The organism is Thiomicrorhabdus marina (assembly GCF_017571465.1).
Classification (GTDB): domain Bacteria; phylum Pseudomonadota; class Gammaproteobacteria; order Thiomicrospirales; family Thiomicrospiraceae; genus Thiomicrorhabdus; species Thiomicrorhabdus marina.
This window is the reverse complement of record NZ_JAGETV010000005.1, coordinates 23,205-46,578: the sequence shown is the minus strand read 5'-3', so window position 1 is coordinate 46,578 and position 23,374 is coordinate 23,205. Positions and strand designations below refer to the sequence as shown.

General features: G+C 44.6%; 24 protein-coding genes. 6 read left to right on the top strand and 18 right to left on the bottom strand.

Annotation, left to right across the window (positions count from 1 at the left end; translation table 11 throughout):
- Positions 1 to 21: 21 nt before the first annotated feature.
- Positions 22 to 1,533: a lysine--tRNA ligase gene (gene lysS, locus J3998_RS04250; RefSeq protein ID WP_208148227.1), complete on the bottom strand. Its 1,512-nt coding sequence runs from the start codon at positions 1,531 to 1,533 to the stop codon at positions 22 to 24.
- A gap of 122 nt (positions 1,534 to 1,655) precedes the next feature.
- Positions 1,656 to 2,751, bottom strand: a protein-coding gene (prfB, locus tag J3998_RS04245; protein WP_208148226.1) for a peptide chain release factor 2 whose coding sequence is annotated in 2 segments (ribosomal slippage) — positions 1,656 to 2,678 and positions 2,680 to 2,751 — 1,095 coding nt in all. Because the reading frame shifts where the segments join, the coding sequence is not laid out codon by codon here.
- Positions 2,752 to 3,007: 256 nt separating this feature from the next.
- Between prfB and J3998_RS04240 the strand changes: the two genes are divergently transcribed.
- Positions 3,008 to 3,727 (top strand): DUF5610 domain-containing protein, encoded by a 720-nt coding sequence (locus J3998_RS04240; protein WP_208148225.1) that lies wholly within the window; start codon positions 3,008 to 3,010, stop codon positions 3,725 to 3,727.
- Between the two features lie 381 nt (positions 3,728 to 4,108).
- Here J3998_RS04240 and J3998_RS04235 read toward each other — a convergent pair whose 3' ends face one another.
- Positions 4,109 to 4,756 (bottom strand): response regulator, encoded by a 648-nt coding sequence (locus J3998_RS04235; RefSeq protein WP_208148224.1) that lies wholly within the window; start codon positions 4,754 to 4,756, stop codon positions 4,109 to 4,111.
- A 442-nt stretch (positions 4,757 to 5,198) separates the two neighbouring features.
- On the opposite strand from J3998_RS04235, the gene J3998_RS04230 reads away from it, so the two are divergent.
- The 3 genes from J3998_RS04230 (at position 5,199) to J3998_RS04220 (ending at position 8,115) form a co-directional block, all read left to right on the top strand.
- A complete protein-coding gene (locus J3998_RS04230) occupies positions 5,199 to 6,590 on the top strand; it encodes a class II fumarate hydratase (protein WP_208148223.1) in 1,392 nt (463 codons plus the stop codon).
- Between the two features lie 84 nt (positions 6,591 to 6,674).
- The gene (gene trxA / locus J3998_RS04225; protein ID WP_208148222.1) at positions 6,675 to 7,049 is read left to right on the top strand and encodes a thioredoxin; all 375 of its coding nucleotides are present in this window, start codon (positions 6,675 to 6,677) and stop codon (positions 7,047 to 7,049) included.
- 205 nt (positions 7,050 to 7,254) lie between these two features.
- The gene (locus J3998_RS04220; protein ID WP_208148221.1) at positions 7,255 to 8,115 is read left to right on the top strand and encodes an SDR family oxidoreductase; all 861 of its coding nucleotides are present in this window, start codon (positions 7,255 to 7,257) and stop codon (positions 8,113 to 8,115) included.
- Here the strand turns inward: J3998_RS04220 and J3998_RS04215 are convergent.
- The 5 genes from J3998_RS04215 to J3998_RS04195 all read right to left on the bottom strand — a co-directional run bounded on the left by J3998_RS04215 (position 8,112) and on the right by J3998_RS04195 (position 12,844).
- Positions 8,112 to 9,194 (bottom strand): MBL fold metallo-hydrolase, encoded by a 1,083-nt coding sequence (locus J3998_RS04215; protein ID WP_208148220.1) that lies wholly within the window; start codon positions 9,192 to 9,194, stop codon positions 8,112 to 8,114. The two genes, J3998_RS04220 and J3998_RS04215, sit on opposite strands and share 4 nt — an antisense overlap.
- A gap of 11 nt (positions 9,195 to 9,205) precedes the next feature.
- The gene (locus tag J3998_RS04210; protein WP_208148219.1) at positions 9,206 to 11,380 is read right to left on the bottom strand and encodes a xanthine dehydrogenase family protein molybdopterin-binding subunit; all 2,175 of its coding nucleotides are present in this window, start codon (positions 11,378 to 11,380) and stop codon (positions 9,206 to 9,208) included.
- A gap of 2 nt (positions 11,381 to 11,382) precedes the next feature.
- On the bottom strand, positions 11,383 to 11,841 hold the full coding sequence (locus J3998_RS04205; RefSeq protein ID WP_208148218.1) for a (2Fe-2S)-binding protein: 459 nt from the start codon (positions 11,839 to 11,841) through the stop codon (positions 11,383 to 11,385).
- 113 nt (positions 11,842 to 11,954) lie between these two features.
- Positions 11,955 to 12,428, bottom strand: a complete 474-nt coding sequence (locus tag J3998_RS13360) for a helix-turn-helix domain-containing protein (protein ID WP_208148217.1) — start codon at positions 12,426 to 12,428, stop codon at positions 11,955 to 11,957.
- Entirely contained in the window at positions 12,353 to 12,844 is a 492-nt protein-coding gene (locus J3998_RS04195) for an AraC family transcriptional regulator N-terminal domain-containing protein (protein WP_208148216.1), read from the bottom strand. The genes J3998_RS13360 and J3998_RS04195 overlap by 76 nt, the downstream gene beginning before the upstream one ends.
- Before the next feature lie 206 nt (positions 12,845 to 13,050).
- Here J3998_RS04195 and J3998_RS04190 point away from each other — a divergent pair, with 206 nt between their 5' ends.
- Complete coding sequence (locus J3998_RS04190) at positions 13,051 to 14,199, top strand: (R)-mandelonitrile lyase (protein WP_208148215.1); 1,149 nt, start codon at positions 13,051 to 13,053, stop codon at positions 14,197 to 14,199.
- Positions 14,200 to 14,212: 13 nt separating this feature from the next.
- Entirely contained in the window at positions 14,213 to 15,385 is a 1,173-nt protein-coding gene (locus J3998_RS04185) for an NAD(P)-dependent alcohol dehydrogenase (protein WP_208148214.1), read from the top strand.
- Between the two features lie 128 nt (positions 15,386 to 15,513).
- On the opposite strand, the gene J3998_RS04180 is transcribed toward J3998_RS04185, so the two are convergent.
- The 10 genes from J3998_RS04180 to J3998_RS04135 form a co-directional block, all read right to left on the bottom strand.
- Positions 15,514 to 16,710 (bottom strand): sensor histidine kinase, encoded by a 1,197-nt coding sequence (locus J3998_RS04180; protein WP_208148213.1) that lies wholly within the window; start codon positions 16,708 to 16,710, stop codon positions 15,514 to 15,516.
- A 42-nt stretch (positions 16,711 to 16,752) separates the two neighbouring features.
- Positions 16,753 to 17,421, bottom strand: a complete 669-nt coding sequence (locus J3998_RS04175) for a response regulator transcription factor (RefSeq protein WP_208148212.1) — start codon at positions 17,419 to 17,421, stop codon at positions 16,753 to 16,755.
- Positions 17,422 to 17,775 (bottom strand): YgiW/YdeI family stress tolerance OB fold protein, encoded by a 354-nt coding sequence (locus tag J3998_RS04170; protein WP_208148211.1) that lies wholly within the window; start codon positions 17,773 to 17,775, stop codon positions 17,422 to 17,424.
- 177 nt (positions 17,776 to 17,952) lie between these two features.
- Complete coding sequence (locus J3998_RS04165) at positions 17,953 to 19,404, bottom strand: DUF5666 domain-containing protein (protein WP_208148210.1); 1,452 nt, start codon at positions 19,402 to 19,404, stop codon at positions 17,953 to 17,955.
- A 182-nt stretch (positions 19,405 to 19,586) separates the two neighbouring features.
- Positions 19,587 to 19,928 carry a thioredoxin family protein gene (locus J3998_RS04160; RefSeq protein WP_243750588.1) on the bottom strand — a complete coding sequence of 114 codons (342 nt, stop codon included), beginning with the start codon at positions 19,926 to 19,928 and terminating at the stop codon, positions 19,587 to 19,589.
- Positions 19,929 to 19,966: 38 nt separating this feature from the next.
- Entirely contained in the window at positions 19,967 to 20,890 is a 924-nt protein-coding gene (locus tag J3998_RS04155; protein WP_208148209.1) for an ROK family protein, read from the bottom strand.
- On the bottom strand, positions 20,887 to 21,552 hold the full coding sequence (locus J3998_RS04150) for a class I SAM-dependent methyltransferase (protein ID WP_208148208.1): 666 nt from the start codon (positions 21,550 to 21,552) through the stop codon (positions 20,887 to 20,889). Before J3998_RS04150 ends, J3998_RS04155 begins: the two co-directional genes overlap by 4 nt.
- A complete protein-coding gene (locus J3998_RS04145) occupies positions 21,534 to 22,331 on the bottom strand; it encodes a ferritin-like domain-containing protein (RefSeq protein ID WP_208148207.1) in 798 nt (265 codons plus the stop codon). The genes J3998_RS04150 and J3998_RS04145 overlap by 19 nt, the downstream gene beginning before the upstream one ends.
- 91 nt (positions 22,332 to 22,422) lie before the next feature.
- On the bottom strand, positions 22,423 to 22,800 hold the full coding sequence (locus J3998_RS04140) for a hypothetical protein (RefSeq protein WP_208148206.1): 378 nt from the start codon (positions 22,798 to 22,800) through the stop codon (positions 22,423 to 22,425).
- A 114-nt stretch (positions 22,801 to 22,914) separates the two neighbouring features.
- A complete protein-coding gene (locus J3998_RS04135) occupies positions 22,915 to 23,361 on the bottom strand; it encodes a DUF4149 domain-containing protein (protein ID WP_208148205.1) in 447 nt (148 codons plus the stop codon).
- Positions 23,362 to 23,374: the final 13 nt, after the last annotated feature.

Sequence of the window (23,374 nt, the reverse complement as noted above, 5' to 3'; positions counted from 1 at the left end):
AAGGCATCGTAATGTAACGTTTTACTGCTGACGCATGTGCGGGAAAAGTAAAACATCACGGATAGATGCTGAATCAGTGAACAACATCACTAAACGGTCGATACCAATCCCTTCACCAGCGGTAGGCGGCATACCATGCTCAAGCGCGGTGATGTAGTCATCATCATAATGCATCGCTTCATCATCACCGGCATCTTTCGCTGCGACCTGCGCCTTGAAACGGTCCGCTTGGTCTTCCGCATCATTCAACTCGTTAAAGCCGTTTGCTAGCTCACGACCACCAATAAATAACTCAAAACGGTCTGTGATGAATGAGTCTTCGTCATTACGACGCGCCAGAGGAGAGACTTCTGCCGGATATTCGGTAATGAAGGTTGGATTCATTAACTTGTGCTCCGCAGTCTCTTCAAAGATTTCAGTCAGAATCTTACCTAGACCGTAACCGTCATCGATCTTGATATTCAACGACTGCGCCAGCGCTTTCGCCGAATCAAAATCAGACAACTGTTCTGAAGTCACACCTTCGTTGTACTGCATGATCGCTTGTTTCATTGTCAAACGAGCGAACGGCTTACCAAAGTCAAACTCTTGCCCTTGGTAAGGAACCTTAGTTGATCCAACGGCCAACTCAGCAAGCTCTTTTAGAAGCTCTTCAGTGTAATCCATTAGCTGGTGATAATCAGTATACGCTGCGTAAAATTCAACCATAGTGAATTCCGGGTTGTGGCGCGTTGACAGACCTTCGTTACGGAAAGAACGGTTGATTTCGAAAACACGCTCAAAACCACCGACAACCAAACGCTTAAGATAAAGTTCCGGTGCAATACGAAGGAACAGCGGCATATCAAGCGCATTATGGTGCGTTGCGAAAGGCTTAGCCGTTGCTCCACCCGGAATCACGTGCATCATCGGGGTTTCCACTTCCATAAAGTTTTTACGAATAAGGAAATCACGAACGTGCTGCACGATTCTTGAACGTAGCATGAAAGTCGCACGACTCTCTTCGTTAACAATCAAATCAACATAACGCTGACGGTAACGCACTTCTTGATCTTGCAGACCGTGGAATTTATCCGGTAAAGGACGAATTGATTTTGTAATCAATTCGATGTTTTCAACGTGGATCGATAGCTCGCCGGTATTGGTTTTAAACAAATAACCTTCTGCACCGACGATGTCACCCAAATCCCATTTTTTGAATTGCGAGTTATAGAAACCTTCCGGCAACTCATCACGGGTTACATAAATTTGGATGCGACCCGAGTGATCTTGAATCGTCGCAAAACTGGCTTTACCCATAATGCGGCGTAACATCATACGACCTGCAACCTTAACACGTACCGGCTCTGCTTCTGCCATGGCTTCCTTGTCAAGTTCGCCATACTGAACTTGTAAGTCGGCGGCATCATTTTCACGACGGAAGTGGTTAGGATAAGAGTGACCACCTTCGCGGAGCGCAGCTAACTTTGCACGGCGCTCGGCAATGATTTTATTTTCGTCAACTTCTGGTACGTTGTTTTGGTTATCAGACATCTAATAAACTCGCTTAAAAATAAAAGACCGCTTGGGCTGCCCGCCCTCGCAGTCATAAAAATTTGAAATTCAATAATGCGCGCTATTTTACGATGTTTGCGCGCGCTTCGCTACCTTAGTTCTTACAATCCGGCTTTCAAACTGGCTTCAATAAACTGGTCTAAGGCACCGTCTAGAACCGCTGAGCAGTTTCCGGTTTCAACACTGGTACGCAAATCTTTAATACGTCCTGAATCTAAAACATAAGAGCGGATTTGACTGCCCCAACCGATATCCGACTTAGAGTCTTCTAAGGCTTGCTTCTCAGCATTTCGCTGCAACATTTCCAATTCGTACAGCTTTGCACGCAACTGCTTCATCGCTTCCGCTTTGTTTTGGTGTTGAGAGCGACCATTCTGACATTGCGTTACTGTGTTGGTCGGCAAGTGAGTAATACGTACCGCAGATTCGGTTTTGTTAACGTGCTGACCACCGGCACCGGATGCGCGGTACACATCGATACGTAAATCTGCCGGATTAATATCAATCTCAAAACTGTCATCAATCTCCGGTGAGATGAAAACCGATGAGAATGAGGTATGGCGCTTGGCATTCGAATCAAACGGCGACTTACGAACTAAACGGTGAACTCCTGTTTCCGTACGCGCCCAGCCATAAGCGTAATCGCCTTTAATATGAACGGTTGCCCCTTTGATACCGGCGACATCGCCAGCAGTAATTTCCACAATTTCCGCTTTAAAACCATGTGAATCCGCCCAACGCAGATACATACGCAATAACATATTGGCCCAATCTTGCGCTTCAGTTCCTCCCGAACCCGATTGAATTTCCAAATAGCAGTTGTTGGCATCCATATCGCCACTGAACATGCGCTGGAATTCCAATTTATCAATCAATGTACCAAGACGATCACACTCTTCAATAACATCATCGACCATTTCTTGGTCTTCTTCCATTTCTGCCAGTTCCAAAAGCTCATTGGCCCCTTCACAGCCCTCTTCCAAATCTTTAATGGTGGCGACGATATTATCTAGTTGAGATTTTTCTTTACCTAGGTTTTGAGCTTTTTCCGGATCATTCCATACATTCGGATCCTCAAGCTCCATATTAACTTCTTCTAAACGCTCAGCTTTGACATCATAGTCAAAGATACCCCCTAAGCACTTCGGTACGCTCTTGGTAATCTTTAATTCTGTTATATACCGGATTTAATTCCATCTTATTCAATTCCTTAACTTAATACGTTATGACGCATTCAAAATTTTGCGCGAATGATACCAGTTTTTAGCCAATCTTGCTGTCCAATCAACAGATTGGTCGAAAACTTTTTTCTAAAAAACTCACTCTTTTTCTTAAGTATTTCAATTAATTGCCGTTAACAACAATATCTAGCAAAGCGAATTATTCCTGCTCAAGCAGTCACCATCAAAACCCAGTACACTAAAGTTGTATAAAACAACTTGAGGAGCACAATATGGACATCAAAACATTTGGGGCTCTCAATGCCTATCAAAAAAGTGCAGACAGCGCTCAAGAAAATCGAGGCCGTGGAATCGACAAAACACTAACCTTACCTGAGCAAGCATCAGAACAAGCGCGTCAAAGAGTTGCCTCGAATCCGGCAGCAATCAAATTTGAACAGCAAGCGAATATCGTGGCCAACCTTTTTGGTAATGGTGAAGTTTCAACCCAATCAAGTTTGCAGATTTCATTTCAAAGCGCAATCGAAGAAATTAACAAGCAACTGCGCATTGACCTAGGCTTGGATGAATCAGCCGACGACCCAGTCAGCAACGAAGCATTGACGTCACAAGGAGGCATGGAATACTGGAGCCCGGAAAACACTGCGCAACGCATAGTACAAGGCACGACAGCATTTTTAAGCGGTTTTCAAAATGCTCATCCTGAATTGCAAGGTGAAGAGTTAATCAATCGTTTCTTAGATGTTATTGGTCAAGGTATCAGTGACGGTTTCTCGCAAGCCAAAGGGTTCTTAGGCGATATGAGTGTTTTATCGGAAGATATAGAAAGCACCATTGACCAAACTTACAGTTTGGTTCAAGAAGGATTACAAGGCTTTAAAAATGAATATCTCGGAATAACGAATGACCCAGAATCTTCTGATGCTGAAAATGTATCAACTGAAGGTGGAGTAGAAGCGGCAGCTGACAATAACGAACAAAGCAATAGCTAAGGAAACGCAGAACAAGTCCAAATGACTTCAGGCAAAGTAAAATTTAGGCTAAGCAAGGCGTCTGTTTGCAGTCATGTCAAGACCTGCCAAAAAACAGACAACACCGCTTAGATAAATTTTACAAAGCCCCTGTCTCGACTTACCCCTTCGGGCGTCGAGTTCTTCGTTTGGGCGAGGTTTTGAAGAGTCACTTCGTTGTTAGCGTTCTCAACCATAGCTAAGGCTATGCTTCTCAAACGCTGCCTAGAATTTATCTCCTCAAACTCCTCGCTGAAGTCAATGGGGACTTATTCTGTGTTTCCCTAAGAAAACAAACCAAAAAACGCAAAAGCCCGAATCTAAATTCGGGCTTTTGCGTTTTTAGCAGAAATCAAATATTGATTATTCAATCTCTTCCAAACCGACACGAGTAAGGCCGGATTCATTGGCGTACTTAGTTAGTTCGGCAGTCGAATCAATACCCAACTTAGACATTAAGTTTTCACGGTGTTTAGAAACAGTACGATCGGAAATTTCCAGCATTTCAGCAATTTCTTTAGTCTTATGCCCTTCAGCAACCAACTTAACCACCTGTTTTTCACGCACCGATAAGCGGCGGTTCTTCAAACCGTCTGCCGCTTCCAATGAAGGCTGGATTTCCGAATGAATAAAGCTACCACCGTTGTGTACTTCGCGAATACCGTTAGTCAACTCTTTTGGTGAAACCGATTTCATCGACAAACCGCCAACACCTAAATCCAAAACATCTTTCCAAACACTCAGCGTTTCCGCAGCCGTCAATACAATGACTTTAGTATCGGTATAACGTTTCTTAATATGATTGATAACATTCATACCACTTAATTTTGGCATTGAAAGATCAAGTAATAAGATATTCGGCGACTTACTGCGAACTAACTCCAGACACTCCAGACCATCTTCAGCTTCACCTACCACTTCCATATCTTCGTGAGCATCCAGAATGGATTTAAAACCCGCTCTAACCAATGAGTGATCTTCTGCTAATACAATCGTGATTTTTTCTGACATGAAAAATTCTCTTTAATTTTGCAGTGATGTCCTATTCAAGACAAAGCTACGCATTTATATTTATTTATTACTGAATTTTGGTTAAGTTTAACCAAATTAACAAGTATTGTTCAATTTTGATCAAAGTTTTGCTTTAAAAGCTGATTTTGTTCAAGTTTTCAGCTAAGCCGAGAATATTCAAGGTAATCAATTGAATACACCAAGGAGGTACCAAAAAGAAATGGCGTTAATCGGGACAAATTCAAGAAAAACCTTTACTCAGCTAAATTGCTCTAAGGTTTCGTAATTATAACACCATAAACATTATGGATTCAGTGATTTATCGATAACTTTAATTAATATCTATACATAAAACTAATAAAGGGATGTGCCACTCGTTTTTTTGGGCGCACCTGCGTAAAATAGCCAACAATTTTATGTTCCAGAATTGAGAGAGATAACAATGAGTAATACAACTCGCCAAGTTCAAGACAGCATGGGAACTTTGCAAGTTCCGGTTGATGCACTATACGGAGCTCAAACCCAACGCGCGATTAATAACTTTCCGATTTCCGGTACACCACTACCAGACAGTTTTATTAAGGCAGTGAGTTATGTGAAATTTGCCTGCTCAGAAGCCAATAAGGAACTTGGGTTAATGTCGGATGACAAAGCCGAAGCTATCCAGACCGCAGCCAAAGCGGTAATTCACGGCGAATACCTTGAACAATTCCCGATTGATGTGTTCCAGACCGGTTCCGGTACCAGCACCAATATGAATGCTAACGAAGTTTTAGCAACGCTTGCAGAGAAGCTAACCGGCACGGCAGTTCACCCAAATGACGATCTGAACATGAGCCAAAGCTCGAACGACGTTATTCCAACGGCTATTCACGTTGCCGCGTCCATCGCTTTGGAAGAACAACTACTGCCAGCGTTACGCCACCTTTGCGATATTATTAAAGACCGTGAAGAAGAACTGAAAGACGTCGTCAAAACCGGCCGCACTCACTTAATGGATGCAATGCCGGTGCGTATGAGCCAAGAGCTCCGTGCATGGCGTGCTCAACTGGAAGATAATATTGCTCGTCTGCAAGACACCCAGAAACGCATTCAGAAACTGCCAATTGGCGGCACCGCAGTAGGCACAGGTATTAATGCCGATCCGCAATTTGGACCTTTGACCTGCGCCAACCTTGCCACTATTACGGCGATGCATTTTGAACCGATGGGCAACCTATTTATCGGTCTAAGCTCGCAAGATACTGCTTTAGAATTAAGCGGCCAGCTAAATGTATTGGCAGCGAGCCTAATGAAAATCGCTAACGACCTACGTTGGATGAATTCAGGCCCGCTAGCCGGTCTTGGTGAAATTCAACTTCCTGCTTTGCAACCAGGTAGCTCAATTATGCCAGGTAAAGTAAATCCGGTTATTCCTGAATCAGTTTGTATGGTTGCCGCCCAAATTATGGGGAATCACACCGCTATTACTGTCGGTGCACAAGCGGGCAACTTCCAGTTAAACGTAATGTTACCGATGATCGCCTTGAACCTTCTACAAAGTTTGGAAATCGCCGCTAATGCGTCAACTCAGCTAGCGGATTTAGCTATTAAAGGCTTTACCGTTAACGAGAAAAATATTCTTAATGCATTGGAAGTTAACCCGATTCTAGTGACCGCCTTGAACACAGTCGTTGGCTATGAAAAAGGCGCCGCAATTGCGAAAGAAGCTTACGCATCCGGTCGTCCGGTTTTAGAAGTGGCTTTGGAAATGACCGACATGGATGAAGCGACGCTGAAACAGTACCTAAACCCGGCATTACTAACTGAAGGCGGCAACCCTAAAGTCGACTAAATTCAGCGGAATTTATACTCACAGGCGTTTTTTCAGTTGTTACAATGGCGCCTGAGTTTTTACAAAAGTTAGAAAGGAACCATTATGGCCGTTATCGACCTAAAAACCGATCAATTTGACGACATGATCAACGACAATGAAATTGTGATTTTTGACTTCTGGGCTGAATGGTGTGGTCCTTGTAAGCAGTTCGCTCCGACTTTCACTGAGATTTCTGAAAAACACCCAGACATCAAATTCTGCAAAGTAAACGTTGAAGAGGAAGAGCAACTAGCGGCGATGTTCCAAGTTCGTTCAATTCCAACTTTGGTGTTTATGCGTGAAAAGGTAGTGGTCTTCTCTAATCCTGGCGCGATTCCAGGAAACGCTCTGGAAGAAGGCATTAAACAACTACGTGACTTAGATATGGAACAAGTTCACAAAGACGTTGCCGCTGCTCAGCAGGAACAACAGCAATAATTAGCATCTCACTCGCTAATTTAACTGCTAAAAAACCGCTTGCCGGATTCTTTCCAGAAGCGGTTTTTTCATTTCAACTAAAAATTCTTTATACTCAAAAAACACCGATAAAACTTCATCACAAGTTTCATATATAAGGCTATAAACTTGTGTAAAATCAGCCGCATTGAAAACAGATTAAGCATATAGCACTAAGGGTCTTCTTATGCCGACAAAACTTCTGCCGCCAAGTACTGTTCTAATCACCGGCTGTTCTTCGGGGATTGGTTATTACTGCATGCAACAGCTTCACTCTGCCGGCTATCAGGTTATCGCCTCGGCACGCAAACTGGAAGATGTGCAACGCCTGCAACAAGAAGGTTTTCGAGCAGTTCAAATTGACTTAGCAGACAGTGATTCGATTAAAAAAGGACTGGAGCATGCTTTATCCTTAAGCGGCGGACGAATTGACGCTCTATTTAATAACGGCGCTTTTGGCTTACCGGGCGCGGTCGAAGACTTAAGCCGCGAAGCCATGCGGCACCAATTTGAGACCAATGTCTTCGGTAATCAGGAATTAACCAATCGAATTGTGCCGATTATGCGCCAACAAGGCCACGGCAAAATCGTCTACAACAGTTCGATCCTCGGCTTCGCTGCCATGCAATACCGCGGCGCTTATAACGCCTCAAAATTTGCAATTGAAGGGTTTGCTGATACTTTACGAATTGAAGTTGCCAAAGACAATATTCAAATCAGCCTGATTGAACCAGGGCCGATTCTTTCCAGTTTTCGCAAGAATGCTTTCGAGCAGTTTAAGCGCTGGATTACACCTGCTACTTCAGCACATCATGCCCAGTATCAAGCGATGATTGACCGCTTAGAAACCGTCGGCCCTTCAGCACCCTTTACTCTTGGACCGGAAGCGGTCTATAAAAATTTATTACACGCCCTACAATCTAAACAAGCCAAAATTCGTTATCGCGTTACCATGCCGACCAAAGTCTTCGCCGTGCTCAAACGCTTACTGCCAACTCGAATACTGGATAAATTACTGATTAAAGCCGGCGGCGACGGCAAACGTTAATTTTCTGAAGTTTGCCACCATCGTTCGGTTTCCGTCAACGGCTGCAACACGGAAATAATTTCGCCCATTTTGGGGAACACAATTTGTACATTTTGTTCTTTTGCGGCTTGTTCAACACGTTCAAACGGCTCTTGCCAAGGATGAGTCGACAGTTTAAAGCTGCCGTTATGCACAGGGAAAAGCCATTTGCCGGCTAAATCCAAATGTGCCTGTACGACTTCTTCGGGCATCATATGGATTTTGCTCCAACGTTGATTATAAGCGCCATCTTCCAAGAAGGTCATATCAAAAGGTCCAAAACGTTTACCAATCTCTTTAAAGCCATCGAAATAACCACTATCCGCTCCGAAATACAGATTTGCCTGTGTGCTCTTAATCACCCAAGAAGACCACAAAGTTTTATTGCGATCAAACATGCCTCGACCAGAAAAATGCTGAGCTGGCGTTGCGGAAATCTGCAAACTCTTATCATTAATACTCTCCCACCAGTCCAACTCTGTGACCTGCGAGTCGCTAAAACCGAGCTCTTGCAAATGCGATTTAAGACCGATGCTAGTATAGACATGACCAATTCGGCTTTGCATTACTTTTAAGGTCGCTTCATCCAAATGGTCGTAATGGTTATGCGATAAAATGACGATGTCGATAAACGGCATTTCCTCCAACTCAATCGGCAAAGGATGAAAACGCTTCGGCCCAAAAAATTGCACCGGCGAGGCTCTTTCGGAAAACACCGGATCGGTCAAAATAAAACGCCCGTCCAGACGAAACAACAAAGTCGAGTGAGCAAAACGCACCACCGAATTATTCGGCATATTCAGCAAATCGGCTTGAGTTAATTGATTAACAGGAATTTGTCCCGCCGTCGGCTCCAAACCGTCTGTTTCCTGCACAAATAACTGCCAGATTATTTTGACCGTCTCGCTAAAACCGATATTCTGATTATCCATGGCACTAACAAAAGTGCCGTCTTGATAAAAATCCGCGCTATAACGCGGATTCACCTCGCGACTGGCACAACCGATCAAGATTAATGGTGCCAAGAGTAATGACACGAACTTGAAATAAACATTTTTCATACTAGAGTCTGTTAAATTTTAATGGGTAATTCTCGATAAATTTTTCCGGTCAGTTGCCCCACGGCTGCAGCCAATGCCGGAGCGAGCGGCGGTACGCCGGGCTCGCCATAACCACCCGGAGCCTCATTGCTGTTAACGATTTCAACAATAATTTCCGGGGTTTCTTGCATGGTTAACATTGGGTAGTTATCGAAATTGCTTTCGGTCACCCGCCCATCGGCAAAATGCACCTTACCTTTCAAGGCCGCCGTTAATGCAAAAATAATCCCCGAACTCATCTGTCTTTTAACGATTTCCGGATTAACCACAATGCCGCAGTCAATCACACAGTACACCTTATCGATAACAATCTTATTGTTCTGTAAACGCGCTTCGATAACCTGTCCGGCAAAGCTACCAAAACTTTGCACCACAGCCACGCCTTTACCGACCGCACCATTTGAATTTTTCCATCCGGACAGTTTTTCCAATTGATTCAGTACACCAGTGGTTCTCGACTCTTTTTTCAACAAAGCATAACGGTATTCAAACGGATCGCGCTTGGCTTTCAGCGCCAGTTCGTTAAGCATGCCTTCCATAAAGAAACCGCTGTAAGAGTGACCGACCGAACGCCAGAAACCGACCGGAATTTTCATGTCTTCACGCACCACCGACAGTGAAACATTCTCTAAGCCATATTCCTGATCGGCGATACCGTCCGACATGGCATTATCAATCATCGTATCCGAACCATTGGTAAACTCCGCCATGGTCGAATCAGATACCACTTTCGATTGCCAAGAAAGCGGCATGCCTTGCGCATCGGTTTGTACCTTGAAGCCGCAGACTGCCGCTGGACGATAGAAGTCGTGCTGCATATCTTCTTCGCGCGACCAAATAACTTTCACCGGACGTCCCATCTCCATCGACAGAGTCACCGCTTGGGCGACAAAATCGACATAAGCTCGGCGTCCAAAACCGCCGCCTAAATAAGTCGTATGAATGATCACCTGACTTGGTTGCATCAAGCTGATATCCGCCGCCACTTGAGCGCTCATGGTTTGGTTTTGGGTCGGCGCCCACACTTCGCATTTAGCGTCGGTAACCTGTGCCGTCGCATTCATCGGTTCCATAGTCGCATGCGCAAGGTATGGTGCGCGGTAGATCGCATCGTACTCATGTGCAAAATCCGTTGCAACCTTGCCTGCTTTGACCGATTCACCGCTTTTCTGTAATCCAGACTGCAGACGTTTTTCAATGACTGCCGTATCCAAACCGGCTGTCTCGCCACCAGTAAAAGTCGGATTAAGCTTTTCTAGCCCTTTTTTCGCTTGCCAATAGGAGTCCGCGACAACAGCAATGCCATTCGGAATTTTAACCACCGCTTGCACACCGTTGACCGATTTCGCCGCCGCCTCATCAAAGCGGTGTAACTTGCCGCCAAACACCGGTGACTGCACCACTGTGGCAATCAACATATCTGGCAACTGCACATCCATCCCGAAAATCGCCGAGCCATCGGTTTTCGCAAAAGTATCGACGCGCGGCATCGGCTTGCCGATATAACGATATTGATCCGCTTTTTTAAGCGGCGGATTTTTCGGCGGTTGGATAGTTTGCGCGGCGGATATCAAATCCTGTAAGGCCACTTTGCGAGCAATGCTTGAATCCATGACAAAACCATTTTCAAGCGAACACTGTTGAGTAGAAACTTGCCATTGCTTGGCGGCAGCGGAGATCAACATCTCACGCAAGGTTGCCGCGACCACACGCATCGGTTGCCACCAAGCGCGTACTGCAGTACTACCGCCGGTAATCTGCATACCGTAAATCGGGTTGTTGTAGAGCGAATTATTGGTCGGCATTCTAATCTGAATTTTCTGGTAATCGGCACCCAGTTCATCTGCCAGAATCATCGCCACGGCAGTTTGTGAACCTTGCCCCATTTCCGAGACCGGAATCACCATCGCTAGCTCGCCATTTTCTGTGAGTTGTAACCAGCCTTTAACCGGATACTTTTTTGGTGGTGACGTTGCTGTGGCCGCGTAAGCTTTTTGCGCCGACGGCAGGCTGAAGCCAAGCACTAAACCACCTATTCCAAATAGACCGGCCTTTAATAAATCACGACGGCTCGGATTTTCCGGCGCAATGACTTCAACCTCAATATCTGTAGACGCAGCATTATGGTGTTTGATTAAATCTTGCATCTTTACGCCCCCTTGCCAGTTAAGTCAGTCGCCAATGCAATGGCGCGTTTGATTTCAGGATAGGTTCCGCAGCGACAAAGATTTCCCATACCGGCTTGAATCTGCTCATCAGTTGGATTTGGGGTTTTCTCCAGTAGTGCTACCGCCGATAAAATCTGTCCCGACTGACAATAACCGCATTGCGGCACATCCATCTCGCGCCACGCTTGCGCTACAGAGTGATTGCGTTCTAAACCTTCTATCGTCATTACTTGCTGATTATGGAGATTCTCAATCGGATAAGAGCAACTGCGTACCGGCTTGCCGTCAATTAAAACAGTACAAGCGCCGCACAGTCCTGCACCGCAACTAAACTTAGTGCCGTTCATCTGCAATTGATCCCGTAACACCCACAACAAAGGCGTATCGGCATCCACTTCTACTGCATGGCTTTGACCGTTTACCAAAATCGAATATTTCATCAGCGCAAATCCTTAATCAATATTTATTTGAGATTCATCCTAAATAGCAAAGCAATTTAAGCAAAGGCAATTTCTACAACTTTCTTGCCTAATACTCCAAAAAGGCTTTTCCGTTAAACGGCAGGAACTTTCATTGCATCGGCTTTTGGCGATACCCCATACATACGCGAATACTCGCGACTGAACTGTGACGGACTTTCATAACCCACCTTATAAGCAGTTTCATTGACCGGAAGGTTATTGAGAGTCAATAGCTGTTTAGCAGTCTGAAGACGTAGCGTTTTCTGGAATTGCAATGGGCTCATATTGGTGATTTTCTTAAAAATCGAATACAGCGAAGACTCGCTCATTCCGACTTGATCGGCTAAATCACTGACATTCAAGCTTTCGGTAAATTGATCTTTAATCAGTGTAATGGCCTGCACCACTTTTTGCGCGGAACTGCCTTCCTTCATATAGTGGCGAACGAATTTTCCGCCTTCGCCTTTAAGCAGATAATAGAGAATTTCTTTTAGATAAACCGGTGCCAATACTTTGATTTTTTCCGGCGACTCCAAGGTATTGACCAAACGACATACCGAGTCCAATAAGGTCTCCTGCAACTCACCAAAATAGAGTCCGCCTTGAGCATCTCCATTCCTTCGTCTAAGACATCCATATCCTTTAATACATCGAGAATCTGCTCCATAGAGAAGGTAAGCGTGAAGCCCATATAAGGTTTTTGCGGACTGGCATCGGTCACGCGAACTTGCGCCGGAGTATGCACTGAAGCAAGCAAATATTGATCCGGATTGTAGCGGATTAAATCACCATTAATGCCAACCTCTTTTTCGCCTTGCACGATGACGCATAAAGATGGCTCATAGAGAATTGACAACATCTCCGTCGGCTTATCATTAACAAAAAAGCTTAAGGCGGTAAATGCGGTTTGGATATTTGACTCCCCCTGATAAGAGGCACCAATAAATTCAATAAGCGCTTGTCGCTGTTGTTCAAGACTCACTTTATTTCCTTGTTTTAATTCTGGAATTAGAGAATCAGGCAGACATTTTCGAGAATCGTTCTACCTGTTTTCTTCAGCAAAAAGGTAAATTAAAAAACACGTTTTAAGAAGCGCTCGCAACAATTTTTAAAACGATAGCAGAGAACAGAAAAGCAAAATGCTTTTTTGATAGTACCAAAAAGTGAATCGAATTGGTGAGGTTGAAAATGAAATCAAAACCGTTTTTACACAGACGCATTCTGGTTGCAATCAAAAGTTGTTTGGCGGCATTCAGCTTTTCAGCCGATGCCGCCGAGCCACAAAAAGCAGCGCAAATCCATTACCCGCTGGATTCACAAGAAACCTTTACCGGACCGGAAGCGCTTTTTAGCGGAGAGGTGCAGGTCAAGATGTTGTTTCCAGAAAACGACACCGCACATTACTCCGGCGCTTATGTCACTTTCCAACCGGGTGCGCGAACCGCATGGCATCAACATCCGGCCGGTCAACATATGGTAGTCACCGACGGCACGGCGCTGACCGGAACACGTGACGGCAAAGTGATTGAATTTCATCAAGGGGAAACCGTCTGGTGTCCAAAAGAGATTGACCATTGGCACGGTGCGACACCGCATTCGGCGATGACGCATTTGGTGGTTACCGGCAGCAAAGACGGTGCCAACGTTATCTGGAAAGAGAAGGTCACCGACCAACAATATTTGGCGGCACAAAAACAGCAAACGGTTGATATCAAAATACTCAATAAACCGCAACAAGCGATGGTCGCGATTGCCGCTTTCACCGCCAGTGGTGAATTGCAAAAATTACAGAAAGCGGTTGCCGATGGTCTGGACAGTGGGCTGACGATTAATGAAATCAAAGAAATCCAAATGCATCTTTACGCCTATGCCGGTTTTCCACGCAGTCTCAATGCGTTGGCAACCACCATGCAAGTGATCGCAACGCGCAAATCAAACGGCATAGCAGACGCGGTAGGCGTAGAGCTTGATCCGCTAGCAGGCCCGCAAGACAGTTTAGCAATGGGGATAAAAGTGCAAACTCAATTGGCCGGCCAACCTGTAACCGGTCCACTGTTCGATTTCGCACCTTACAGTAATGTGTTACTGCAAAAGCATCTCTTCGGCGATCTTTTTGCCCGCGATATTCTGGATTTTAAAAGCCGCGAGATTGCCACAGTTGCCGCCTTGGCGAATATGCCGGCGGTCACCCCGCAATTAACTGCGCATATCGGCATTGCCGTTAACGCCGGTTTAACTCACAAACAGTTACAAGCGATTGCCCAAGTACTCGCCAACAAGGTCAATCAAGCTAGCGCTGACGCCGTTACCCAAGCGCTCAACAACAGTAACCAATAATCAAGGAAATACTATGTGCAACAAATGTAATACCAGCACGCTTACTCGTAGAAAATTTATTCAAACCACAACCTTAGCAGGAGCAGGACTCATGGTCGCCAATTCAAGCAATGCAGCAGCTGCAGATAAAAAACCGCAAAATATTAAAACCCGTGGTTATGCCGCTACCGATGAATCCGGTGTTTTAAGCCCGTGGGAATTCGAACGCCGTCCGGTCGGTGACGACGATGTTTTAATCAATATTACTTTCGCCAGTATCTGTCATTCGGACATTCACCAAATGAAAGGCCACTGGGGCCCGCAACAGTATCCGCAAGTTCCAGGACATGAAATTGTCGGCGTGGTTGCCGCAGTCGGTAAAAACGTCAGCAAGTTTAAAGTGGGCGACCGTGCCGGTGTCGGTTGTATGGTCGATACTTGTCTAGAGTGCGAACACTGCCAAGGACAAGGCGAGCAATACTGCCCAGAAACTACTTTCACTTACGGTTATCCGGAAAAAACGTCGCCAAGCGGTATTTCGCAAGGCGGCTACTCAACCAATATCGTTGTGCGTGACCATTTCGCGGTGCATATTCCAGATCACATTTCAGACCAAGAAGCAGCACCGTTACTTTGTGCTGGGGTCACTACCTACTCGCCAATTATGCGCGCCGATTTCAAACCGGGCGATAAGGTTGGCGTCGCCGGCATCGGCGGTCTAGGTCATATGGCCATCAAACTGGCGGTTTCTAAAGGAGCGGAAGTCTACGCTTTTACTACGTCACCGGACAAGGTTAATGACATTATTGCTTTCGGCGCCAAAGAAGCGATTGTAGTCGATGATTTAAGCAAACTTGCACCCTATAACGGCACTCTGGACTATATGATTGCCACCTTGCCAGTGCACTACAATGTCGCCGCCTATGCCGCCACCGTCAAACCTTACGGTTTCTACACGCAAGTCGGTATGCCGGAAAGATTTGAACTGACTATGAACGCCATCGGCCTATCATTCAGCCGCGCGAACTTTAACGCTTCACTGATTGGCGACATGCAAGAAACGCAAGATGTGGTGAACTACTGTGCAGAACATAATGTCCTGCCGCAAATTGAAGTGATTAAAGCAGAAGACGTTAACAAGGCTTGGCAGAACGTAGTTGAGAAAAAAGCGCGCTATCGCTATGTGATAGACGCCTCAACCATCTAAAAAATGCAAACAAGGGAGAAAATACCAACAAGCAAGACTAACTTACGGGAAACAAACCACCGGCCGAATGCAATGCACTCGCGCCGGTTTTTCATTATCAACTATCGGTTTAATGACGAGTAAGTCTTTCAGCTAAAGCCCAATTGCAGAGAGAAGCGGTTATTTGCTTGGGTTTTGGTAAAGGTCCAACCCATTTTATGGCAAATACGCTCAACGATAATCAGCCCATAGCCAAAACTTTCTGCCGAGTGCACCGATGACTGCAAAGGATTACTAAACAAAATGCCCTCTTCATCAACTCTGATCAACAGCGATCTATCGGTATGCGTCATCGCATTTTGAATTAGGTTTTTAAAAATCATTATCAGAAAACTTTCCGGTGCCTCTACATAAATCGGCGACACTTTATGCAACTCTACACGTTTAGCGTAAGGCTCGGGCAATTTAGCAATCACTGCAGTTAAAACTTCAGTAATGTCTATTCTTTGAATATGGTGCTCATCAAGCTCCGTTTGCCCTAACAATAGCAAAGCATTCACCAATTGCTTCAATTCTTGGCTTGCACCGGTAATACGCTGCGAAATCTGCCGATTTTTTGAATCCGTAGGTAAAAGCTCGGTCAATAATTCCGCAGAACCTTGAATAACCGTTAATGGAGAACGAATTTCATGCGCCGCAAATTGATTAAACTCTCGCTCTCTTTGAATCGATAAAAGAATGGTATTTTTAGCCGCTACTAATTGCTCTTCTAACTGTCGAATATCATCCAAATTAGATTCCACCTTAAAGGCTGGCTTATCCGGCGGCAGACAATCAATTTTATTTTCAATCCCTCTTAACGAGGCTCGGAAAATATGCAGTACCCACAAACTATAGCCTAAAATCAATAACATCGCGAAAACGCCTAATAATCCAGAGACCCACTGCAAGCGTTCTTCATAGGCATCCAGATAATCATCTGCATCATCTTTAAAAACGATGTAATAAGGCTGCTTACTGTTGGAATTAATGGAAACGAGGAAATGTTTGTCTTCCGGCCCGAGCTGGTGTTCATAAAAACCCGGTTTGCGATATTGCGATAACCACTGAGGTAACCTATCGTCAGCAGTGAAAAGGTCAAACTCCAGAGGGTTCGGGACTCGTCGATAATCGGATAACTGGTAACTCTTTGACTCGGATTCCAGCCAGTTATGCAGACTGATCAGTTCCATCGTATCTTCTGCGACATAAATCAGTAGCCAAAACAGAAAGCTGAAAATTAAAGCCGTTATCGCGGTAATAACGGTGATTCGCTGGCGCAGATTTTTGATTCTTAGGAAGCGCATAAATATATTCAAATAATAGCAAAGGTTTTATTGTCGAGATTCTTAAAGGAGAACATAACCTGTCCCCGGGCGATTTTCGATGACAGCGAGCGAACCTTCCTGTTTCAATAGCTTCCTTAAACTATAAATATGACTTCGTAACGACTCTCGATAATCCCCTTCTTGATGCCAAACTTTGTCAATTAGTTGCTGTTGAGAATGTATCTGTTCCGGTTGCTGCATCAACGGCTTAAGTAATGAATAAAGCGTTTTCGACAGCGTTATCTGCCGACTGCCGACCCACAAAACCGGTTGTGACGCTGAAAGTTTGAGGTTTTTATATTCCCAGTACGACTGATGGTTACCGACACCGCAACGTTTTATCAGTGCTTGAGCACGTAACATCAACTCTTCGAGCTCAAACGGCTTGACCAGATAATCATCTCCGCCCGCCTCAAATGCTTGAGTCTTGTCACCTAATGCATCGCGCGCCGTTAGGAAAAGAATCGGTGTTTGGATTTTAAGCTGTTGACGAATTCTACGTGTCGCTTCGATGCCGCTTAAACGCGGCATCATAATATCCATAATAATCAAATCAAAGAGGTTAGACTCCAAGAGGTGTAAAGCTTCATCCGCTGTATAGGCAGAATCAACCTCAATCCCCTTGAATTCCAAATAACTGCTAATGGTCAATTGAATATCAAAATTATCATCTACAATTAAAAACTTCATCTAGCGATTCACTATGGTAATTTTTTCAACGTCTAATTCGATTCCCGACGGCCAATCAATGTCGATTTCACCCTCTACTTCAATGAGAGTCGACTCATCAAAAGGTTGTACTGGAAACACATACTGATCAATTTCAACTTCAAGTTCACTCGTTCCCATTTTCAGCAAATACGAGTCATGCGACAGGCGTTTAACTAAATAACCACGAGTCTTCACCCATTGATCGTCTTTTGCTTGATTGACCACTTCCGCTAGCGGCATCAACTTGGTCGTACTAGACCACTGTGCATTAGCACTCGCAATATTAAATGAAGATAACAAAACCATGCAGCTTATAATAACTTTCGAACGCATTTTATTTCTCCTATTAAAGTCTATTGGACAAATGAGTGGCTAACATGCTGACTGTTTATCGACAGTTCGTCCGTCCATTGCTGAATATAATCTTCGATATCAAACTCACTCGGCATCGGACACGCAGATGCGCTAATCGGAGCTAAGCATAAAATAAATAAAACGATTTTTACTGAATTATTCATCATCCACCTCTATCCCTGTTACCAAACCGGAACGGTCATATTCCAGTTCAACCAAAAGTGCCGGAGAATTATTAATGTCATAATCTAGAAATGCGCGCAATGTTTGGGGGCCGCTACGATTGTCATTTTCAAAGTGTGCATTTTCACTAACGGTAAACGACACATTTGAAACTTTTATCTCGTTGCCTTGCGCGCCTTGGTAGATCCCTTGGAACTCATTTTCATCATCAGTACCGCCAACGACTTTACCATTTTCAATCTCAATCTCTAATGCAAAGATTTGCCCGCTTGCATTCTGCACCGCATCCACTTCAACAAATTCGCCAACTGATAAGGATCGACTTCGGCTATTTTCACGGTCAAAAATCGTTTCATAACCACTATTCACAGTCACGGTTTTACCTGCGATAGCTAAGTCAAAGGAACCAACCCCATTACCGTCTAAGTTGACGGCAAGCACTTGCCCATCCAACTCAATTTCGGAATTGCGAACCTCAATTTCAGTAGCCAACAGAGTTTGTGTAGTACGGTCATAGACGCCTTCTACTTCAACCCAAACATTATCCGCTAGGTTGTTATAGCCTTTCGGCAGAGCAACCGCAGAAGCGTCTACCTTAACGCCACGCAATTCAAACCTTTGCGTGTTTTCATCGTAATTTGCGATATAACCTTCAATATCGAAATCATCGCTAGATGAGTGTTTAAATACCTCATTGACGCTCTCTTCAAGATCAACCTCTGAGGCAAGCAAAACGGCATTGACAATTTGTCCTTCAACTTCGACTTGCATGCCATTTGCCAACGGAGAGTGAACAAAATCATCATCTAATTGTGCATTCGAATAATCAATTTGCTGGCCGTTAATCTCAAAAACGGTGCTGTCTGAATTTAACTTACTCACTGTTCCTCTAATTTTGCTTTCACGACTATCCTTTTCCTGATCAATATAGGTTGCAATCAAGATACCATCGGCATTGTAGTAACCGCTTATTTCAAGAACTTGCCCGTTGGCAAGCGTTTCAAAGGTAACATCTTCATACTGAGTGCGGGTGCGACTCACTTGAACCTCTGTTCCAAACAGAGTGAATGTTTTTAGACTCGCATCATTTACGTCGTTTGCGAGATTGGCAATGACTCCTTGTAAATCCTCATCGAAAACAATACGTTTGGCGACTCCGGTTTTGCCATCTGCATTAATTGTCCCTTCGACTCGCACCACCATACCGACACTTAACGCGTCTTGCGTTGCAGTTTGACGGTCTACCTGAAAATCGGTATTTTCAGTTTCATATTTCACTCCGCCAACCATGACACTGCCGAAGCCACTAATTGTGCCTGTCGCGACATAGTCCGAGCCGGATGTAGACTGATCAGAGCCTCCGCCACCGCAGCCAACCAAAGTTAAAGCAGTAGCCAGAGCAGTAAGTTTGAAAAGATTTTGCATTAGATTTCTCCTGTTAGAAAGCGCCACTTAAAGCAACTATTTATCAGCCGCTTAGTGATTTTTACAGGAGGTTATGATGAAAGATGAGCTGTGAAAAAAGTGTAAAACAGAAGAACTTATTTATTGATTGATGCAAAAACAGACACGACCGATAAAACCATTATCGGCCTGAGAAAAAATGCTTAAACTTCATCAAAACACATTAAATATGGACGTTGAATATCGTTCATCAGTTTCCCGACACTGAAACTACGAACCTCTTCAATAAACTTCTGGCCGGTGAAATAGACCTGCACCACCGGCAGGCTGAAAATGCCGTTTTGAGAACAGATGTCGGTAGTTTTATGACAATCCACATAAACCATGCGCATCTTCGGATATTTTTCCTCAACCTGAGTAATGATTTGTGGTTTGACCACATCACAAACATTGCATTCGCTGCCGCCATATAGCACTAACAGCGCTTCCGATTCATATTGCAGCGTCTGCAACGCTTCTAAGGTTTCAACAGTGTGCACGTGCATTCCTTCTCTTTATTATGTTTATAAATTCCATTTGCTCTTTATTTAGCGTGGGACGCATTCGGTAGTCGTGCCGCTCCGCGTACCCCACTGGAATCACCGAATCTCGGAGCAACCAGTTTGGTTAGGGTCGCTTCATTGCTGAAAATCCATTTGTCCCACAACTTTGGAACCTCAGTGTACAAGCGCTTGATATTCCCCATTCCACCACCCAAAACAATCACATCCGGGTCAACTACATTAATCACGCTCGCCAAGCCTTTCGCCAACCAGACACAATAATCCTGTAGCATCTCCTCAGCATCGACAACACCTTGTTCAGCCAAATCTACAATCTGTTTTGCCGTTAATTGCTGGCCGGTTCTTTGCTGAAAATGCTTCTGCAAACCCGTGCCGGATAAAAAGGTTTCCGTACAGCCTTGCAAGCCGCAATAGCACTCATGCTGATCATCAGCATTTGACCACGGCAAAGGGTTATGCCCCCACTCGCCGCCAATCCAGTTAATGCCTGTCAGCACCTGACCATCAACAATAATTCCACCTCCGCAGCCGGTACCGATAATGACGCCAAAAACCACCTTGGCGCCTTTAGCACTGCCATCAATCGCTTCCGACAGTGCAAAACAGTTGGCATCATTGGCAACAAAAATCTCGCGTTGTAAATGCTGTTGTAAGTCACCTTTTAAATCTTGACCGATTAAACAGACCGAATTGGCATTTTTTACTAGACCTGAGCTATTCGATAAAGCCCCCGGAATACCAATGCCGACTGAACAGATCTGCTGGAATTGCTGCTCAGCGGTCTTCACCAAACCGACAATCGCATTGATCGTCCCTTGGTAATCGCCTTGCGGTGTATCAATGCGTTTACGATAACGTTCACCACCAACTGTATCGAGCACGATAATCTCGATTTTGGTGCCACCTAGATCAATACCGATGTGCAAATTTTCATGTGAGATCATTTATACAAATACACCGTAAAATCATTATCCAGATAATCATCACGCCATTCGACTTTAGACGCAAAGGTTTGGCAAAAACTAACCATTTCTTGTGGCGCAAAACTCTGTAAATCAGGCCGCGAAGCCGTCCATAGATCACGACTATCTAGTAAATTAAAAGCCACGCCAACACGACAAAGGGCATACATCTTTTCAATCACCGCCTTAGCATAAGCGCCCTGCTGTTCGCACTCGACCACTTCATTTAGGGCGCCGGATAACACCACAAAGTCAAAGCTTTCATCGGCAAAATCCATATCAAAAAGATCACCGCAGTGGAATACGCTTTTCGGATGTAGGCTTTTTGCTGCGGTCACCATTGCCGGAGCCAAATCCACACCAACATAGTCTGTATTGAGCCGCTGCTGTTGTAGATAATCCAGTAGGTCAGCAAATCCGCAACCGACATCCAGCAATGAAAATCCATCAATGCTTTTTAGCTGTTTTGGGATACCGTCTAATAACGTCTGAAAACGGATATCTTGAATCGCTTTCGAACTCCAAAACAGTGCCTGCGGCTTATAACCGTGGCGCTGAATCGAATCTTCATGGCGACGCGCAATGCGCTGTCTTTGTTTATTATCTAAGCGCGAATGCTCAAACATTACAGCGTTTTCAACCATGCAATCTCTTCATCGGAAAAACCGGCTTCTTTACGCGCCTCAAAATTGAAAGGTCCGCGTAAATTACCATGAAAATATTGATCGACCACGGCTTTGAATTGCGCAAACGGATTTTCATTACGCTGTTGGCAAAGGTAGCGGAACCATCGCGTACCAACTTCAACATGACCAATCTCGTCACGTAAGAGAATCTTTAAAATTTCTACTCCGCGCTTATCGCCAATGGCTCGCAACTTCTGGATCATTGCCGGAGTAACATCTAATCCACGCGCTTCCAGCGTTCTCGGCACTAATGCCATTCTGACGAGAGAATCATGGTCAGTTTGATAAGTCGTCATCCATAAGCCGTCATGTGCCGAAAAATCACCATATTCATAACCGAGATGGAATAGGTGCTCGCGAATCATCTGGAAGTGATAAGACTCTTCACCGGCTACGCCAAGCCAGTCGCCATAATACTGCTTCGGCATATCTTGAAAACGATACACGGCATCCAGTGCTAGGTTAATGGCATTAAACTCAATATGGGCAATGGAATGCATCAGTGCGGCGTGCCCTTCAATGGAGCCTAGACCGCGGCGCGGTAGGTCTTTTGGCGGAACTAAGTCCGGTTTTTGTGGTCGCCCCGGATCGGGAATACGGACGATTTCATGCGAAGGGGTAAAATCAAACCCGTCTTCGGTCCAAATTTGTAACAGCTGATCGACTTGCTGCATTTTTTTATCTAAATCAGGCTCTTGCAGACAGTGCAAGGTTAAAGCGAATAGATTGTGCGACATGCAAAACCCTAGTTAATGAATCTCTATAAAATCAAAAAGCCGGAACAAAGTCCGGCTTTTAGCGCAATAACTGTTTTTTGTATGTCTTTTCTTAGAAAGACATGTGAGGCATAGAACGATAGTATGCCGCGAAGCGGTATTCTTGGCCTGTAAATTTCTTCGCGTCAATCGCGTTGAAAAGTTTAGCCCACTTCAGCTTATCTTCAGCACTCATAACTGATGAAGGATTCACTGCACGAGTTTTATCGCCGTATTTCGCTTCAATTTTGTCAAGTTCTGCAAAACATTGTTCAACAGTTGTTTTTTGCTCTAGCGCTTTAGCAGCGGTAGAACCGTCTTTTACAGTTGTTTCAACAATAGTACGTGCATCTGCTAGACACTGGCCATAAACATCGTCTGCAGCTTGTACGTTAGCTGAACCAGCTACCGCAGCAGAGATGAATAGAGCTTTTAAAGTCATAGTTTTCATTTAAATTAAACTCCGAGGTTTTAATCGTTTTCGCTTAAACGGGTCAATTCTGCCCCTTTTCATTGCAAATTGCAACCCGCTTAATAGCAGAAAATAATGAAATGCTTATAAACTTTATTTATCCAATTTAAGCAAACGCCACAGCCATCCAAGAAGCACAAATAAAACAACAACATACAGAAGTTGGTAAACGCCATGCACTTGCATGAACAAAGCCCAGTCGGCCGAATGACTATCCAAACCTTGCGGATAGCGAGCTTTGATTTGCGTCATCCAGCCGCCTAAACCGAAATGTGACGATGCAGTTAGGAGCAAAGTAACCATAATCGGCCATTTCGGCAACTTCGCTAAGTTATCGATAAACTTAATCAACAACAAACTAAGCACGGCTGCCGCCATTCCAAAGTAGCTGAAAATTGCAAAAAGAACGCCGGCAATATCACCGGCACTTTTACTATCGATTTGCGTAAACAGGATTGGCGTAACAACATAACCCATGGTTATCTGCAAACTAAGAGCCAATAAAGTCAGGCTAAACAAAAACAGTCGCCACTTGGTCATACTCAATCCTTAA